At 47.1% G+C, this 17,718-nt stretch carries 18 protein-coding genes; 7 read left to right on the top strand and 11 right to left on the bottom strand.

The genetic code is table 11. The features are described from left to right. Nucleotide 1: 1 nt before the first annotated feature. Entirely contained in the window at nt 2-835 is an 834-nt protein-coding gene (locus tag IC230_RS17295) for a UDP-2,3-diacylglucosamine diphosphatase (RefSeq protein ID WP_191040296.1), read from the bottom strand. Between the two features lie 112 nt (nt 836-947). Between IC230_RS17295 and IC230_RS17290 the strand changes: the two genes are divergently transcribed. Next, the gene (locus IC230_RS17290) at nt 948-1,580 is read left to right on the top strand and encodes an acetyltransferase (RefSeq protein WP_191040295.1); all 633 of its coding nucleotides are present in this window, start codon (nt 948-950) and stop codon (nt 1,578-1,580) included. A gap of 56 nt (nt 1,581-1,636) precedes the next feature. Here IC230_RS17290 and fcl read toward each other — a convergent pair whose 3' ends face one another. Further along, nucleotides 1,637-2,578 (bottom strand): GDP-L-fucose synthase, encoded by a 942-nt coding sequence (gene fcl, locus IC230_RS17285; protein ID WP_191040294.1) that lies wholly within the window; start codon nt 2,576-2,578, stop codon nt 1,637-1,639. Nucleotides 2,579-2,687: 109 nt separating this feature from the next. Beyond that, the gene (locus tag IC230_RS17280; protein ID WP_191040293.1) at nt 2,688-2,906 is read right to left on the bottom strand and encodes a hypothetical protein; all 219 of its coding nucleotides are present in this window, start codon (nt 2,904-2,906) and stop codon (nt 2,688-2,690) included. Between IC230_RS17280 and IC230_RS17275 the strand changes: the two genes are divergently transcribed. Further along, nucleotides 2,905-3,717: a toxin-antitoxin system YwqK family antitoxin gene (locus IC230_RS17275; protein WP_191040292.1), complete on the top strand. Its 813-nt coding sequence runs from the start codon at nt 2,905-2,907 to the stop codon at nt 3,715-3,717. The genes IC230_RS17280 and IC230_RS17275 overlap by 2 nt on opposite strands. A gap of 53 nt (nt 3,718-3,770) precedes the next feature. Here IC230_RS17275 and IC230_RS17270 read toward each other — a convergent pair whose 3' ends face one another. The 3 genes from IC230_RS17270 to IC230_RS17260 form a co-directional block, all read right to left on the bottom strand. Further along, nucleotides 3,771-4,574 carry a tetratricopeptide repeat protein gene (locus tag IC230_RS17270; RefSeq protein ID WP_191040291.1) on the bottom strand — a complete coding sequence of 268 codons (804 nt, stop codon included), beginning with the start codon at nt 4,572-4,574 and terminating at the stop codon, nt 3,771-3,773. A gap of 72 nt (nt 4,575-4,646) precedes the next feature. Continuing rightward, nucleotides 4,647-6,074, bottom strand: coding sequence for a DEAD/DEAH box helicase (locus IC230_RS17265; protein WP_191040290.1), 1,428 nt, complete (start codon nt 6,072-6,074; stop codon nt 4,647-4,649). Nucleotides 6,075-6,166: 92 nt separating this feature from the next. Further along, nucleotides 6,167-7,057, bottom strand: coding sequence for a fructosamine kinase family protein (locus tag IC230_RS17260; RefSeq protein ID WP_191040289.1), 891 nt, complete (start codon nt 7,055-7,057; stop codon nt 6,167-6,169). Between the two features lie 109 nt (nt 7,058-7,166). Here IC230_RS17260 and IC230_RS17255 point away from each other — a divergent pair, with 109 nt between their 5' ends. After that, nucleotides 7,167-8,363 (top strand): anhydro-N-acetylmuramic acid kinase, encoded by a 1,197-nt coding sequence (locus IC230_RS17255; protein ID WP_191040288.1) that lies wholly within the window; start codon nt 7,167-7,169, stop codon nt 8,361-8,363. A gap of 63 nt (nt 8,364-8,426) precedes the next feature. Here the strand turns inward: IC230_RS17255 and mog are convergent, their stop codons facing one another. The 3 genes from mog to IC230_RS17240 all read right to left on the bottom strand — a co-directional run bounded on the left by mog (nt 8,427) and on the right by IC230_RS17240 (nt 11,955). After that, entirely contained in the window at nt 8,427-8,948 is a 522-nt protein-coding gene (gene mog / locus IC230_RS17250) for a molybdopterin adenylyltransferase (RefSeq protein WP_191040287.1), read from the bottom strand. Between the two features lie 98 nt (nt 8,949-9,046). Further along, nucleotides 9,047-10,867: a glycosyltransferase gene (locus tag IC230_RS17245; RefSeq protein WP_191040286.1), complete on the bottom strand. Its 1,821-nt coding sequence runs from the start codon at nt 10,865-10,867 to the stop codon at nt 9,047-9,049. A gap of 95 nt (nt 10,868-10,962) precedes the next feature. After that, nucleotides 10,963-11,955, bottom strand: a complete 993-nt coding sequence (locus IC230_RS17240; protein WP_191040285.1) for an isoaspartyl peptidase/L-asparaginase family protein — start codon at nt 11,953-11,955, stop codon at nt 10,963-10,965. Nucleotides 11,956-12,036: 81 nt separating this feature from the next. Between IC230_RS17240 and purU the strand changes: the two genes are divergently transcribed. After that, nucleotides 12,037-12,891 (top strand): formyltetrahydrofolate deformylase, encoded by an 855-nt coding sequence (purU, locus tag IC230_RS17235; protein WP_191040284.1) that lies wholly within the window; start codon nt 12,037-12,039, stop codon nt 12,889-12,891. Here the strand turns inward: purU and IC230_RS17230 are convergent. Then, nucleotides 12,860-13,612: a copper homeostasis protein CutC gene (locus IC230_RS17230; RefSeq protein ID WP_191040283.1), complete on the bottom strand. Its 753-nt coding sequence runs from the start codon at nt 13,610-13,612 to the stop codon at nt 12,860-12,862. The genes purU and IC230_RS17230 overlap by 32 nt on opposite strands. Before the next feature lie 237 nt (nt 13,613-13,849). On the opposite strand from IC230_RS17230, the gene IC230_RS17225 reads away from it, so the two are divergent. Further along, complete coding sequence (locus tag IC230_RS17225) at nt 13,850-14,071, top strand: DUF2795 domain-containing protein (RefSeq protein ID WP_009284883.1); 222 nt, start codon at nt 13,850-13,852, stop codon at nt 14,069-14,071. Between the two features lie 150 nt (nt 14,072-14,221). Here IC230_RS17225 and IC230_RS17220 read toward each other — a convergent pair whose 3' ends face one another. Next, nucleotides 14,222-14,698: a sterol desaturase family protein gene (locus IC230_RS17220; protein WP_191040282.1), complete on the bottom strand. Its 477-nt coding sequence runs from the start codon at nt 14,696-14,698 to the stop codon at nt 14,222-14,224. A 207-nt stretch (nt 14,699-14,905) separates the two neighbouring features. On the opposite strand from IC230_RS17220, the gene IC230_RS17215 reads away from it, so the two are divergent. Both IC230_RS17215 and IC230_RS17210 read left to right on the top strand, forming a co-directional pair. Next, on the top strand, nt 14,906-15,574 hold the full coding sequence (locus IC230_RS17215) for an AlbA family DNA-binding domain-containing protein (RefSeq protein ID WP_191040546.1): 669 nt from the start codon (nt 14,906-14,908) through the stop codon (nt 15,572-15,574). Nucleotides 15,575-15,655: 81 nt separating this feature from the next. After that, complete coding sequence (locus IC230_RS17210; RefSeq protein ID WP_191040545.1) at nt 15,656-17,716, top strand: OPT family oligopeptide transporter; 2,061 nt, start codon at nt 15,656-15,658, stop codon at nt 17,714-17,716. The last annotated feature ends 2 nt before the right edge of the window (nt 17,717-17,718 follow it).

The raw sequence follows: 17,718 nt of genomic DNA, 5'->3' as shown, positions 1-17,718 counted from the left end.
ATTAGGTACTTGGTACTGCTACGTTATTTTTGTTAAATGACTTATTATCAGTTCCTTGTAAATAGGAGTCGGCTTCTTTATCCTGGCCTAAATCTGACGTGTAATACAGTAAGCTCCAATTGCCGTCATGATCTTCGACCAGGGCACTCAGTGATTCGACCCAATCGCCCGAATTCATATACATAATTCCATCGAATTCACGAATGGCGGGTTGATGAATGTGGCCGCAGATAATGCCATCGCAATTGCGGGCACGGGCCAGTTCCGTTAACTTCTGTTCGTAATCTGAAATGTAATTGACTGCGTGTTTGATGCGGGACTTAATTTGTTGCGATAGGGAGTAGTAGGGTAGTCCGCGCCAGTTACGGTAATTGTTATAGAACTTGTTGACCCACAGAAGAAACGTGTACCCCAAATCACCCAGATAGGCCAGCCATTTCATGTGCGACGTAATAGAGTCAAACACATCGCCATGTGTAACGTAGTACTTTTTGGGCCCGGATATAAGGGTATAATCTTTACGAATCGAGAAGTTTCTGCCGACTTTAAGCGGCATAATCTGATCCAGAAAATCGTCGTGATTGCCGCGCAGGTAAACAACTTTTGTGTTATAATGAACGATTTGCTTTAAAACCGTTTTAAAAAAGGCAGTGTGTTTTTTCTTCCAGGTGCCATATTGCTTTAATTGCCAGCCATCAACGATGTCGCCATTGAGGATAAGCTTTTGGCAGGAATAATTTCGCAGGAATTCAGTAGCCTCTTTAGCCTTTGACCCGGCCGTGCCCAGGTGAATATCGGAGAGCACAATGGTGCGGAACTGCGTACTTACTTGCATGAACGAAACTATACATCATCCATGAAGTAAGATTTATCGAAATGTTACCAAATTGACAACATTATAACTCTGCTTGAGCAGATGTTCATATTCACTTAACAAACCACAGAAAATGGAGAATCCGGTGCTTATTTTCGGAGCAGGCAATTTAGGCGTAACGACTTTAGATCTATTTCAGCGTAATAACGTAGTGGTCTATGGGCTCTTAGATGATAACAAAGACCTACATGGGAAAGAGTTTGGCGATGTATCCGTATTGGGCGAGACAGACGACGATGGTTTCCTAAAATTAATCGGTCAGAAATGCGAAGCGTTTGTTGCGATTGGTGATGCGCGCGTTCGTAAACGGCTGGTCAAACTGCTAAACGAACGGCGCAAAGTGCAGCCGGTCAACGCTATTCACGATACGGCAACGGTTTCGACGATGGCTACCATTGGGCATGGTAATCTGATTGCAGCAAAAGCTGTGGTAAATCCATTTGCAGAGGTAGGACAACACTGCATTATTCAGGCTGGCGCTGTGATTGAGAGTCGGGCCAAGCTTGGTGATTACATTCAGATTGGAACGGGAGCTGTAATAAACAGCAACGTAACGATCGAGGAAGGAGCTTTTATTGGAACCGGCGCAGTTATCGTGGCGGGAGTTACTATAAGCAAAAACGCCCGCGTAGGAGCGGGCTCAGTAGTTATCGAAAATGTGGAAGCCGGAATAACTGTGTTTGGGAATCCTGCGAAAAAACTATAGAAATAGCTAGCTGGCAGAACGTACCATTCTCCGTGCGTCCTACCAGCTAATTGTTTCTATTCTACGTACAGAACTTCATTCGCCAGGAAATCCTGGTACGTACGCTCAACACCTTCTTTTAATTCGGTAGTGTGCTTCCAACCCATTGCGTGCAATCGTGATACATCCATGAGTTTACGGGGAGTACCATCGGGTTTTTCAGTGTTCCAGCGAAGTTCACCCTCGAATCCAACCGTTTCTTTAACTAATTCAGCTAGTTCGCGAATCGTTACGTCCTCACCTGTGCCCACGTTGACAAACAGCTCGTCATTGTAATGTTCCATCAGGAAGAAACAAGCATCTGCAAGATCATCAGCGTGAAGAAATTCACGGCGGGGTGATCCCGTTCCCCAAACTTCTACGAAGGGCTGGTCATTGACTTTTGCTTCGTGAAATTTCCGAATTAGGGCCGGTAGGACATGTGAGCCATTCAGATCGTAATTGTCATTAGGCCCATACAGGTTTGTAGGCATGGCCGAAATAAAATCACAACCGTACTGGTCCCGATAAGCTTCGCACAACTTGATCCCCGTTATTTTAGCAATAGCATAGGGTTCATTTGTTGGTTCCAGATAACCGCTGAGTAAATATTCTTCCTTGAGCGGCTGTGGGGCCATTTTAGGATAAATACAGGACGAGCCAAGGAACAGTAATTTCTTAACTTCTGTTTGATAAGCACTATGAATGATGTTCGATTCAATCAATAGGTTATCATACAGAAATTCAGCACGATACGTATTATTCGCCAGAATACCCCCTACTTTAGCAGCCGCTAAAAAGACATAGTCGGGTCGCTCCTGTGCAAAAAAGTCGGCAACGGCAGCCTGGTTGCGAAGGTCCAGTTCTGAGGAGGTACGTATAATAATATTCGAATAACCTTCTGCTTGAAGTTTACGAACAAGCGCCGACCCAACCATACCTCGGTGTCCGGCAACATAAATACGGGATTCTTTTTCCACGAGAATTAATTTGTAGTAAATCGCTCGTGTGTTGAGCGGACAAGTTGATAAAATAATATAGATACGCTAAGCGTTGCAAAACTAACAAACTTCAGGCATCAATCGTTGCTCAGCCCATGTTTGCTTCTAATTTGAGACTACTAATTTCGCTTCTTCTTCTGACTATTACGTTCAGATCGACCGTTTTGGCACAAACTTCCGGAACAGATCCGTCGGCTCCTTCCTCATTGACAACTTCGGCAAAACCGGTATTAGCTCCCTCGGGCGCGCCTGCGTCACCGTTTTCTTCTGGCCCGGCATCGCTTACGACGCTTGGATTGCCAAGCATGGCGTCGTTAAAAGAGCAGAAAGATGCTTATCTGGCCGGTGTTATGCCTGATTTAGGTCTGAAAGTAAAACAACTCAAAAAACTGAAAGCGGATAAGAAAAGCAAGCGTAAACTGGCAAAGACAGAGTATGAAGGCTTATCGATGGTTAAAGCTGTTACTAAGTTTGGCAGTGGTGATCGGACTATTGTTGAAGAGTTTTATGTACTACGTGACAACGATACGGCTAAGCCGCTTCCGTACGTTCGGGATGTGTATCGCTATTATCAGAAGTCAAATCGAGTAACCAATTCAATTGTGAAAGACGAAGGGGGAGGATTATTGCTCCACGGCCCCTACAAACGCTATCAGAACGAAGCGCTGATTGAAGAAGGCAATTATTACGCTGGTATGAAAGACGGTCGCTGGGAGAAATATGATGCCAAATTTATGCTGACCGATAAAACCAACTGGCATCGGGGCGTACCGCAGGAATCGCGCTTAACGTACTATGATTCGACTCATCGGAAGATTAAAGAGATCATACCCGTAGAATACGGTAAAGTGAGAGGTACATACATGGCTTTTCACGAAAATGGATTGCTGGCTGAGGAAGGTAAATACGAAAATGGCGTAAAGATCGGCCGTTGGACGGAGTACTATCCAATTAACCCCAGTGGCCGACGGATGCGCCGGAAACTTACGCAATATGCCAGCGATCAGTGGGACGTAGCGTTTGAGCCCTATACAATTACCGAATGGGACGAAAAGGGAAAAGTCACTTACGAACGGGCGAAAGAAAAAGTCATTCAGGAAGACGAAACGGAGAACTAATTAATACGCTACGTATCTTCAAATAAAAAAGTCGTCAGCAAGTGGCGACTTTTTTATTTGAAGATACCCTTTGGATCGGGTTGCCTGGCCAACAACTCATTCAGGTAGCCGAAGTCAATCGAAGACATATCATTCGTTCGGGCCTGGTGAAAATAATCCCAGGCTTTGGCATAATCGGTTTTTAGATAATAGACCATTGACAGCTTCTGATAATAGACAGCATTAGGATTGAGCGCTACGGCTCGCTGTAAATGGCCTTCAGCGTCGGTTAATACGTCTGCGTTTGGCTTTTCCTGATAGTGTTTGAGTTCGACTGTTGCCAGATCCGTCATTAATTCAATGTGGCTATCGGCGACGGCCAACCCTTTTTTCATGATTCGAATGGCATCTGGCAATTGGTTCTTCTGATAACAAACGACGCCCAATCCCCAGTAAGCATCTGCATTCCGATTATCAAGCAGCCAGGCCAGATTGAACCGATAAGCCGCTGTATCTAATTGTCCATTACCAACGTAGTCCCAACCGCGATCCGCAAAGAAGGCGCTGGCTTCTGAGCGATTGGCAAAGTTTCGATCACAGTCGTTCAGGAAATGAATTTCTTCGCCAATCTGGGCGGCTGTTTTGGGCCGTTCCCCAAAAAGAGGCAACGTATTGATCGATGCGCTGGTAGCATCGGTATCGTTGACGGCAGATACGTCTGTTGGTTTTGCGCTTGGTGCTACGGGCGTGGTAGACGCTCTGGATTGCCGAACGGAATCGCCTGAGCGCGCCGATGTAACGAACTGTTTAGGTTGTGCTGCCGCCAGAAACGGAATAACAACTAAAGTCCACTGTATCAGTTTTATCCGAACGATCATAGAAATCAATGCACCACAGTCTGTGTCTCGATAAAACGACTAGAGAATCCAACTTAGTACATCGGGCATAAATTACCGATGTCCCCCGCGCGAACTGGGGCGCTTTGAACTGCCTGTACTCGCTCCTTTTGCACTACCGGTCTTACGACTTGCTCCGCCCGAACGCCCTCCAGAGGCTTGTGATGAGGTTTTCTTTGTGCCAGGGAGCTTCGCTTTAATTTTTAACCGGTCTTTGCCTCCCGGCAGATTTTTTGCTTTTTTTTCGTGAAAAGCGCCCAAAAAGGTTGGATCTTCTTTTCGGCGCTGCTCATCAACTGACCGTAACATCTCCTGCTGCTCATCAAAAGGGGTTTCAGCAACCTCAACCTGAGGGGGAAGCGGTTGCCGCGGAATTGTCATACGGATGATTTTTTCAATCTTCTGTACGTGGTATTCCTCGGCCATGGTCAGGAACGTAATAGCCTCACCAGTATGATTAGCTCGTCCCGTTCGACCAATTCGATGCACATAATCTTCGTAAATGAGTGGCAAATCGAAATTGATAACATGGCTCACCTGTGCTACGTCGATACCGCGTGCCGCTACGTCTGTAGCGACCAGTACCTGAACATTCCCCTCTTTAAACGCATCCATCGCGTTGATGCGCGTGTTCTGACCTTTGTTAGCGTGGATAACCCGTATTTGAGCTGTCTCAACTACTTTGCGAGCCAGAAATTTATAAATATTCTCGGCATTACTTTTCGAGCGGGCGAAGATAATAACCCGTTGAAACGTGTCTTTGCTAATGAGATAATCCAGCAAATTTATTTTCGTGCGAAAGTTCGGCACCTCGTAAATTACCTGGTTAACCATATCGGCGGTGGATGCCTGGGGTGTCACTTCCACTTTGACGGGCGCTTCCAGAAATTCGGCCGACAAGCGCTCAACGCGGCCTCCAAAGGTGGCTGAAAACAACAGATTCTGCCGCTTCGTGGGAATTACTTCCAGAATAGACCGAATTTGCGGCATGAAGCCCATATCCATCATTTTATCGGCTTCATCGAGTACCATAGTGCGAATATCCTTCGTCACAATCTCGCCAAGGCGGTACAAATCCATGAATCGGCCAGGCGTCGTCACCAGCAGGTCAACACCTTTTCGAAGAGTTTCAATCTGTGTTTTGGGGCCAAGGCCACCATACAGAGCCAGATGACGCAGGTCCGTATATTTGCCTAACTCCCCAACAGCTTCGTTGATTTGCATGACCAGCTCGCGTGTCGGAGCCAGAATCAATGCTCGTGGACTGTTGCCTTGTGCATATTTAACCTTCATGAGCAGTGGCAGCAGATAAGCCGCCGTTTTGCCAGTGCCGGTCTGAGCAATACCCAAAACGTCGTGGTTGCCTAAACTCAGCGGTATTGTTTTCTGCTGAATGGGCGTTGGTTCTGTATAGCCTAAGTCGGCTACAGCGTTCAGCAACTGCCGATTCAACTCAAACTGCTCAAAAGAAGTAATTTCCATAATAGTCAATACGGGACAGCCCGTGTGGTTAGTAGTCAAAAGCCGTCGGTGCGTTGCAAGTGCGTTGTTGAGGCTAGTTGCGACGGCTGACTTCAGAACTGTTTTAATATACGTTCTACGCCACTAACGTAACCCGAGCCAAACAGATTCACGTGTACCAGCAATGGATACAGATTATAGATACCGACTCGCTCATTAAAACCGCTCTCGAGTGGGAAGGCTTCATCGTAAGCCTCATAGAAGTATTCGTCAAAGCCAGCAAATAATTTCGTGAACGCAAGTTCGGCTTCCCGGAAGCCATAATAAACCGCCGGATCGATCAGAACGGGTTTGTTATGCTCATTGATCAGTACATTACCCGACCACAAATCGCCGTGGAGCAAAGCAGGACGTTCATTCGGAATAAGCTCGGGTAGTCGAGTACGGAGACGTAACAGGGCATCGTAAGCGTCTTTGGATAACAGACCTCTGTACATTGCTAAACCAGCCTGCGGAAGAAGTCGATGATCGAAAAAAAAGTCGTATCCACTAGCCGTTAACGTATTGGTTTGTTTTAGTGAGCCAATAAAATTGTCGAAGTGCAGGCCGAATTTTGGTTGAGTGTGAGAGTGTAACAGGGCTAGTGACTGGCCGAGCGTGTGCCAATAGGTTTTATTGGGCTTGCCAAGTTCGATGTACTCCAGAATCAGATAAGCTTTATCACCATGCCGACCATAGCCAATAACCTGCGGAATCTGTAACGCATCAGTTTGACGTAGTAAATCAAGCCCTTTGGCTTCCGCTTCAAACAGATTCTGGTTTTCGTCTTGCTCGAACGTGTTCCATTTAACGAAAAAAACACCTTCTGAGGAAAATACCTGTGCTGCCACATTAATGTCGCCCCCCGATATAAATTGGGTCTCAATTACTTGAACCGGCTTACCTAATGTGGAAAATAGAATACTTTCAAAAAAAGAAAATTGCTCGTCACCCCAAAAATCCATCGTTATTTGTGTAGTGGTGTTTTGTAGTTATCGTACTGTCAGGTTCTGAACCTGACAGTACGATAACCAGGATAGCGACAATAGAACAAAATGAAAAGCTGCTCTATGTATGAATGCACAAATTCAAAAACTGTATGACATTGCCCGGAAACCTGAACGCCGAATTATAGGTCTGATGTCCGGTACTTCACTGGATGGCCTAGACGTTGCTTTATGTCGAATTTCGGGCAGCGGTCCGGACACTAACGTATTGCTCGAACGTTTCGCCACCGTATCCTACGATGATACCCTAAAAGCGGATATTCGTACCGTCTTCGCTAAAATAGAAATCCAATTTGAGCAGCTTTGTTTGCTTAATCCATATATTGGTCGGCTACATGGCCAAATGATTCTCAATTGTTTACATGCCTGGGGCATTGAACCTAGTGAAATCGACGTAGTAGCGAGCCATGGACAAACCGTTTATCACGCCCCCAAAAGCCAACACCGACGCGATAAGTTCCCGAATGCTACGCTCCAGATCGGCGACGGTGATCACGTAGCGGCTGAAACACAAATCATTACGTTCAGTGATTTTCGACAGAAACACATTGCCCACGGTGGCGAAGGCGCTCCATTGGCCGTTTATGGCGATTACTTTATGTTCTCGAAAGCGGGCGAGAATCGCATTTTGCTGAACATGGGGGGCATTGCTAATTTTACGTATTTACCCGCAGATGGAAACGCCAGTGAGGTTTTTACAACTGATACCGGCCCTGGAAATACAATTCTGGATGCCTATGCTCGGAAGTTTCTGAATACACCCTACGATGAGAATGGGGCATTGGCCGCTCAGGGAAAGGTAAATTCCAATTTTCTTCAAGCATTAAAAACAAATCTCTTTTTTGACGCTCCCTTTCCTAAAACAACGGGTCCTGAAGTATTTAATGTGCATTACGTTGAGGAAGCGCAAGCACGCAGTCAGAGCAAAGATTTACTACCTGCCGACCTGATGGCAACACTCGTCCAGTTTAGCGCCGATACGATCGTGGATGCCATTAAGCGCGTAACTCGTGAGCACGAAACGTATCACGTGTATATGAGCGGGGGTGGCATGCATAATCCCATTCTTACGGGCGCCATTCAGCAGCAACTACCTGCGTTCAGTTTTGGACGTACTGACGAGCTTGGTATCAACGGTGATGCAAAAGAAGCGGTACTTTTTGCCGTATTAGCTAATGAAAGTTTAGCGGGGGGCAATACGTCTTTTGGTAATCGGCAGGGCGTACCAAGCGTAACGATGGGAAAAGTAAGTTTCCCACGGTAAGTTAACACGGGCTTCAGCCTGTAATCTTTAGACTGACCTGTACGGGCTGAAGCCCGTGTTACCTTACTTGGGTCGGAAAACTTTCATTTTTGTTTCATCAGTCGTCAGGAATGGACCACCGATCAGGTCGATGCAGTAGGGGATAGCGGGAAATACGACAGATAGACACTGACCAATAGCTGTCGGTTTACCCGGTAAATTTAAAATCAATGTTTGGTTGCGAATGCCAGCTGTCTGACGGGATAAGATGGCTGTTGGTACGTATTTCAGACTTTCCTGCCGCATCAATTCGCCAAATCCGGGCATCATTTTCTGGCAGACGGCTTCGGTTGCTTCGGGGGTTACGTCACGTAATGCTGGACCAGTACCACCCGTTGTCACAACCAGGCAGCAATTTTCCTGATCAGCCAGCTCAATCATGTTTGCTTCGAGTTGATCCTGCTCGTCGGGAATAACGCGGTAAACCGGTTCCCAGCGACTCGTAAGCCACTCTGTTAGCAATTGAACAACGGCTTTACCCGGAATATCTTCGTAGACACCCGCGCTGGCACGATCTGACACATTAATAATCCCAATACGAATCATAAAGAGAAAGAGTGAAGAATGAAGAGTGCAAAATGAAGAATAAACTTACCTCTACCGTTTATTCTTCATTTTGCACTCTTCATTCTTCACTTGGAGGATTAAGGTTTTTTACGCTTCAACGCTAAATCGTGTGCCGTGTCATAATAGGAGCGGAGGCTGCTCCAGTCAAAAACTTCGGCAATACTTTCGACCTGGTTACGCTGCTTGATCCGGTCGCGCTGAGCCATTCTGACGAATCGATACAGTACGTCGGTTAATTGATCAGCGGCCTCGTTAAACGACTGTGTACGACGATTGATCACGTAAATACCTCGGTTTTCATAGTCGCGCATGATTTGCATGATGAAATCGCCAAAACCCGATTGATCGCTGGTTACAGTCGGAATTCCCCGCACGACGCACTCTAAGGGTGTGTATCCCCACGGTTCGTAATAGCTCGGGAAGACGCCAAGGTGGCAACCTCGCACAAACTGACTATAATCTAATCCGAACAGAGGATTGGTAGACGCAATAAAATCAGGGTGATAAACGATTTTAACCCGATCAAACTCATTATTTACCAGATTCGCCTGCCGGATAAATCGTGTCATGTCATCTTCCTGGACCAGATTGTGCGTCAGGAAAGGCGGCAAATGGTTCGTTTTCCAGCTTTGTACGGTACGCCGGAGTCGAAGCCGCCAGTAGTCATCTACAAAATTGTTCAGATCGGGTAAAGTGGTACTCTGTGTATTAGAGGCTGCTGCATGAAACAATCGTTCACCAACCTGTTTCTCAATACTTTCGCAGGTTTCCTGAATCTCTTCGAGCAAAGCACGCGAGTGCAGTACGTCGGGGTTAATCGATGTATAAGGCTGTTTGGTTACCATGAACATCACCACGGTGGTATCCATGTTAGCCTGACGCATGCGGTAGTTTAAACGAGCAAGCGCTTCAAGCGTCAGGTCGTACCCTTTATTAGAAAACTCGAAACGGCCTGATGTGAAGAAATAGAGGGTTTTTTCCAGATCGAACGAATAACTCTGGAAGAAATGGCCCATGACAAATTCGTGAATCTTCTGCTTGTAGCGAACGTGTAGATTCTGAAATTCGTGGACAGCCGCAAATCGTGTAACGTTCAGACCGTTCGGTAAGACCAGGTCAGGGTTTCGGCCTAGGAAAACTTCACATTCACGAGCCGTTACGTCACTGACAGTTGTAAATACATGTGATTGAAGGGCAGCCAGTCGCTCAATAGTTGCCTGGGTTTCGATACCGTAATGTTGTGCTTCGCGCTTCCAGTCGAAAAAGGGAAGTTTGCCATAAAATCCCGCTTCGTTCTGCGCCAGATAGCGCCCAAGCATCGTAGCGTGCGTAGTGAACACCGTAGCGACTTTGACATTGTTACGCCGTAAATCGGGTAGGCCAGTACTAGCCATCCATTCGTGAAAATGGGCTACGAAATCAACGCGACGGGCATGGTCTTCCGCTAATAACGTAATGAACAACCGAACCATTTCACCAAACGCAATCGTCTGGTTGACAAGGTCTTCAATATGGAGCGTCGATAATTGATAATTTAGCCAAAGCTGCGTTTTTATCTGATTGAGCTGCTCCGCATTGATGCTATTGATATCGAATAAGACAACACGGGGACGACCCGTAACGAGCCAATAACCATATTCAACATGGAAGCCCAACTGCCTCATTTTACGTACCGTTTGCCCAATTTCCGTCTCATCGGACTCGGTGATCGGTTCAAATTCGGCCGCTGATCGTTGCGGAAAATACGGGCCAAGCGCTACGTAGTTATCGTCCCATTTTTCGACCATTGCTGGCACTTTCGACCGGATAACCGTATAAATTCCACCTACCTGATTACACACCTCCCAGGCGACTTCGAGTAGGAGCTTCCGCTTCGATGTTGAAAATACCGATTCCAATGTAGTTTATGGTTTTTAAATAACAGTTTAGTCCAGATAATTGCCGGCCATTTGGACGGCAATTAAGTACTATAAACAATAAAAGAAAAACTTGTTCATTTCAAGTACGATTTTGCATCGGTTACCTGCGTTTTTTTTTCCTGTGTTAACGTGTAGTTAAAACCAGGTTGAATACTGTAGGCCCCGTGCTCGCCTTTCTTGTTTACAGCCAGAAAGCCAACCTGTATATCTTTGTAATCCTGCTTTTTAATAATACGTAGTGCTGCCTCTTCACAGGCTTGCTGTGGTGTCCGGCCCTGGCGCATCAATTCCACAACCAAGAAGGCCCCACAGGTACGCATCACCAACTCGCCTAATCCCGTTGCGCAGGCACCGCCGATTTCGTTATCAACAAACAAACCGGCCCCGATAATGGGTGAATCACCAACGCGGCCTCGCATTTTGTAAGCTAACCCACTCGTTGTACAGGCTCCAGAGATATTCCCCTTGCTGTCGATGGCTAGCATGCCAATGGTATCGTGCCGTTCGATGTTAGCAATGGGTTTGTACTTAGCCGTTTTGAGCCATTCACGCCATTCCTTTTCAGCTTTTTTCGTGAGTAAGTTTTCTTTTTTAAACCCCTGAGATAACGCAAAGTTTAAAGCCCCTTCGCCACTGAGCATTACGTGGGGTGTCTTTTCCATGACTGCCCGCGCTACAGAAATTGGGTGCATAATGTGTTCCAGGAACGTAACGGCGCCAGCATTCCCTTTTTCGTCCATAATGCAGGCATCGAGCGTAACATGCCCATCGCGATCAGGACGACCACCATAGCCAACACTCATGTCGGCAGGATCGGCTTCTGGTACCCGAACGCCCGCTTCAACGGCATCCAGAGCGCTTTCTCCTTTATCCAATGAAGCCTGAGCAGCCGCATTTGCTTTGGGCTGCTTCCAGGTTGAAATAACCATCGCTTTAACGGCTAAGGGGGCAGACGATACAGTATCGTCAGATACAGGACGAAGAGGTTGGCCAGATGACCTGAAGGGTAGAGAGGGAATTAACCCGGCAAGTGAGCCCAGGGTTAAAAAACGGCGTCGATTAATCATAGGTAGGGAGGCTTATGACCCAAAATAAAGGAATAAACGGTTGGCATTTGCTACTTTTAACCAATTTATTCAAAACCATCGATGACGGTTCCCAACAAACATATCTTACTGATGGATGGACCCGACAGTAAGGGGCTGATTTACCACGTAACGGGCGTATTATTCCGACATAACCTAAACATTATTCACAATGATGAATACGTCAGTCCGTCAGGTCAGTTTTTCATGAGGACGGAATTTGAAGGCGTCTTTGATAATGATGCCTTGTTAGATGAGCTAAAAACAACATTGCCCGAATCTGCTAATCAATCAGCTATTACGTTCCGACTGAATCCAAAACGGAAGAAAAACATTGTAGTGATGGTCACAAAAGAACACCATTGCTTAGGCGAGTTGCTGATTCGTTATGCTTTTGATGAATTGGATGCTGATATTCTGGCGGTTATCAGTAATTACAACGTATTGCAACCATTGGTCAGTAAGTTTGGAATTCCGTTTCACTACGTATCGCATGAGGGCAAAACGCGCGAAGAACATGAAGAGAGTATTTTACGGACGCTGACCATCTACGAACCGGAGTATCTGGTTCTGGCTAAATACATGCGGGTTCTAACGCCCGGTTTTGTGAATCACTTTCCAAACCGGATCGTCAATATTCATCACTCCTTTCTACCCGCGTTTATAGGCGCGAATCCGTATCGGCAGGCTTATGATCGGGGGGTAAAAATCATCGGTGCTACGGCCCATTTTGTCAATAATAATTTAGACGAAGGACCCATTATCGCACAGAATGTAAAAGAAGTTGATCACCGTCAAACGGCAACTGATATGGCTACGGAAGGTCGAGATGTCGAAAAAATTGTCCTGTCGCAAGCGCTGAAGCTGGTCTTTAACGACCGTGTTTTTATTTCGGGGAACCGAGCGATTGTGCTGTAGTTTGCTCAACGACTTTACTAATTTTTTCTTCATTCGCTTCTACATATTCATATTCGTCCGGCAGGCTTGATGCCATCGAAACAGACGGCTGTCGGTACGTCATTTTGCTATCTTCTTTTACGCTCCCGCTCAAATGCAGCGCGTCGACGCCTGCTTCGATCAGGGGCTTAGCATTTTGGGCATTTACCCCCGCGCCAGCCATAATTTCGATGCGTCCAGCTGCCAGTTCTGCCAATTGACGTAGTGTCGATAAACCTGCTTCAACGTTTTGATGTTGTCCAGAGGTTAGAATCCGTACGGCTCCCGTACGAATAACGGCTTCAAGTGCTTCCAGTGGGTCACGAGTCATGTCGAACGCCCGGTGGAACGTAACGGGCAACGGTTTCGCTAACTCGATTAATTCCCGCGTTTGTGCTTCGTTAACAGTGCCGTCCGCTTGTAAAACGCCCAATACAATGCCGTCAGCACCCAATGTTTTTGCCATTAGAATATCAGCCTTCATAACGTCCAGCTCAGTAGCCGTATACATAAAATCACCGCCACGTGGCCGAATCATTACGTAGAACGGAATAGTCAGGTGTTGGCGAGCCTGTTGAATCAGCCCGGCGCTGGGCGTAGTGCCCCCGTCAGCTAATCCACCACACAGTTCAATACGTCCGGCTCCGGCTTGTTGTGCCGTCAAGCAGGATTCAAGAGAAAAAGCGCAAACTTCGATGAGCATAATTTTGTGGAAATAGCCTAAGTTTTCGATATATTAGGCACCGACTGCCTCGAAACATAGAAAGACCGAGGTAAAACAAAAAATAAACCTGAAACAAAAGAAATAATTTCGCGTTAATGGCCTAAATCCCAACGTAGCAACGGTGCTGAACATTTTTGCGTAAAATAGCTTGGATATTAACGATTTTTTTACTTTTGCACCCTCATTGAAAAAACAGACACTAAATACGAACACACTATGTACTGGACTCTCGAACTAGCTTCCTATCTGGAAGATGCCCCCTGGCCTGCCACCAAAGATGAACTAATTGACTATTCAATTCGCTCAGGCGCCCCCCTTGAAGTTGTTGAAAACTTACAGGAGCTTGAAGACGACGGTCAACCTTATGAAAGCATTGAGGAGATCTGGCCGGATTATCCAACCAAAGACGATTTCTTTTTCAACGAAGACGAATATTGATCCGTTGGATTCTCTCCAGCAAAAAAGGCGTACTCCAGAACAAAGTGGATACGCCTTTTTTGTTAGCCAGGTATCGCGGACTTTAGTCCGTATGACCAGAACCAGAGGCTATTTTAGGATGAAGCGATACGGACTAAAGTCCGCGATACCTTATACTGATTTACTTTCGGCTTTTCGCTCCTTTACAGATCGGTCGTATTTCTTGGGCGCATACAAAAAACCAAAAGCTTCAGCTCCTTCTTTCGTATGCACTTTATGGTGAATGTAATGAGCCCGCATGATTCGTTGCATATAACGCCCACTCGTATCCAGTTTGACTTTAACGCGTCGGTGGACGATAATGTCGTGAAATACAAAATAGAAGAAGCCATAGAGCGTAACGCCCGCGCCAATCCAGGTTAAGAAACCCAATTCGGGATAAGCAACACCCGTTCCGATCAGGCCAATGGCCGTTAAGGCAAACACAACCGCAAACAGGTCGTTTATCTCAAAAAAACCTTTGTGATGGTTATGGTGATCATGGTGCCAACTCCATAAAAAACCGTGCATGACGTATTTGTGGGTGAACCAGGCTACGCCCTCCATGAAAAGGAAAGTCCCTAAGACCAAAGCAACGTTTACCAGCATTTTATCGTTTATTTAGTAAGAGATAGAGCAGTCAAAAGTGTTGTAGAGGCTGACCTGCTCGTCAGATGCTTACCTCTACTAACGGTTTGTTACGCCGAAAAGTTGAAGTAAATAAGCCGAGTTTTCAACGTAAAATAGAGATACAGGCCGAATAGTTGCATGTTTGTGGAAAAGCTGTATATTTATCCCAATTCGGTACTCAACCAGATGACCCCATCGGTTATGGACTATCAAGCACTCAAAAACCTGGTTAAACGGGGAGAGGGGAGCAGTTTAGAGTTCAAGCTGAAAACAAATCATCCCGAGAAAATTATTCGGGGCGTGGTCGCCTTCGCTAATACAAACGGCGGCATCATGCTCATCGGCGTCGGCGACGACAAGAAAATTCCGGGATTGAAATACGCCGATGAGGACGAATACCTGCTCGTCCGGGCTATTAACAAGTATTGTTTTCCGCGCATTTCCTACACAATCGAGCGAGTACAACTCTATGACGAGCGCGAAGTGCTTGTCATCCGCGTTCCCCGCAGTCCGACTCGTCCACATTACATACTTCCTGATCCGGCCAACCCCGACGACAAGAAGGTCTATGTTCGTGTGGCCGATAAATCCGTTCAGGCCAGTCGCGAAGTGCGCGAGATTCTGAAAGGCGAACAGGCGGATCGGGATATTCGCTTTACGTATGGCGAGAAAGAGCATAAACTAATGCAACACCTTGGCGAACACAATAGCATTACGGTAGATCTGTTTGCGTCAATTGCCGGAATCTCGCGTCGTATCGCTTCCCGAACGCTCGTGCTGCTGGTATTAGCGCATGTACTGGAGATTCACCCCAGCGACGTAATGGATCAATACACAACGCGGGCTATTCAGTAAAATCGCAACTGTTTTTCGGTATCTATTGGGAATGTCTTACTTTGTCATGCGTAATGATGCCGCATGACAAATCCCAAGACCATGTCCCAGCCTGTCTCCACCCATAAGCCGTTCGTTCCAGCGACTGAATCACCCGCTGAGTTTACTCTAAAAGCCATCATTACGGGTGCGGTGTTTGGCGTATTATTCGGAGCCGCTACAGTCTATTTGTCTCTCAAAGCTGGTCTCTCTGTATCGGCTTCCATTCCGATTGCCGTACTGGCTATTTCACTCGGGCGGAAATTTCTAAACACGACCATTCTCGAAAATAACATTATCCAGACCACGGGCTCGGCGGGAGAGAGCATTGCATCGGGCGTGGTGTTTACTATGCCGGGTTTTCTTTTCCTGACGAATGGAAGCGGGGCCGACTTCTTCAATTACTGGACGATTCTGACGCTGGCGATTCTGGGTGGGTTGATTGGTACGTTAATGATGATTCCGCTACGTCGGTCACTGATTGTGCAGGAACACGGTACGTTACCTTATCCGGAAGGAACTGCTTGTGCGTCTGTGCTGATTGCCGGAGAAAAAGGGGGTGATTTCGCGAAAACGGCCTATCAGGGTTTGGGCGCAGCTCTGCTCTATGCTCTACTACAAAAAGTACTGCATGTCATCGCTGAAGTGCCGGTTTGGGCTACGAAACAAACGAATCGTTATTTCCCGTCGGCGCAGGTAGCTGGCGAAATTACGCCGGAATATCTCGGCGTTGGCTATATCATTGGTTTTCGTATTTCAGCCGTGTTGGTTGGGGGCGGCATACTAGCCTGGCTAGGGCTGATTCCACTGCTGGCGTCGGTCGTGCCGGGCGATACGATTGCGCTTCAACTCCAGAAACTCGGTTATCTAACGAATCTGCAGACAGCGGGTGGACCTGGCGGGTGGAACCCCGCTACGCACACGTTTGCCGATACGGCTGCAGCTGTGTACCGGGCGTACATCCGGCAGATTGGCGCGGGAGCCGTTACGGCGGGTGGTTTCATGACCTTGATCAAGACGATTCCAACCATTATTTCTTCGTTCAAGCAAAGTTTTAGCCGTTCTTCTATTAGTGCTATTGAAAAGGAAGATGCATTAAGCACCGGCAATCGGACACCGCGCACCGAACAGGATTTGAGCGTACGTATCGTTATTATCGGAAGTGTGGTCCTGACCGCGTTGATGGTTGTTTTACCGCAAATTCCCGGCGATTCGATTATAACCAAGTTGCTGATTGCCATATTGGTGATTGTCTTCGGATTCTTTTTCGTGACCGTTGCCAGCCGAATCGTGGGCCTGATCGGATCGAGTTCGTCGCCGGTTTCGGGAATGACGATTGCGACGATTATGGGAACGTCGCTTGTTTTCATCGGTTTTGGGTTGACCGGAAAAGTTTATGAACCGGCGGTACTGGTTGTAGGAAGTATGATTTGCGTAGCGGCTGCCAATGCCGGTGGTACGTCGCAGGACCTCAAAACTGGGTATTTAGTCGGAGCGACGCCAAAATATCAGCAGATGGCGCTGTTCATTGGCGTCATTGTATCGTCGTTGGTTGTGGGTGCCACAGTGAAAATTCTGGATACACCCACACCGGATTTGCTGGCGCAGGGCATTACACACGCCATTGGTTCCGATAAATTTCCGGCTCCCCAGGGAACGCTGATGGCTACGCTCATCAAAGGGTTACTGTCGTTTAACCTCGATTGGCAGTTTGTGCTGGTCGGCGCATTTATTGCCTTTGTATTTGAATTGGTTGGTGTTAGCGCGCTGGCATTTGCCGTAGGACTCTACTTACCTCTTTCCACTACGTTGCCCATTTTCTCGGGAGGACTTGTCAAGTACATTGTTGACTGGAATGCTAAACGAAAAGGAACCGTCGAGGAAGATGCTGACCTCGGTAAAGGGAATCTCTTTGCTACGGGTTTGGTCGCGGGTGGCGCTTTGGCGGGTGTAGCGGTGGCCCTGCTTTCGGTTAATGATTCAATCTACAACGGGCTGGCCTCAATGACTCTGGAACCTTCACTAGCCGGAGCACTGGGCGAAGGCGGCTATATGTTGCTGGGCGCATTGGCCTTTGCAGGTCTGGCGGGTATTTTGTGGCGGGTAGCCGAGAGCAGGCGCTAGGT

The sequence above is a fragment of the Spirosoma validum genome (genome assembly GCF_014699035.1).
GTDB classification, from domain to species: Bacteria; Bacteroidota; Bacteroidia; order Cytophagales; family Spirosomataceae; genus Spirosoma; species Spirosoma validum.
This window is presented reverse-complemented; position numbering and strand designations above follow the sequence as displayed.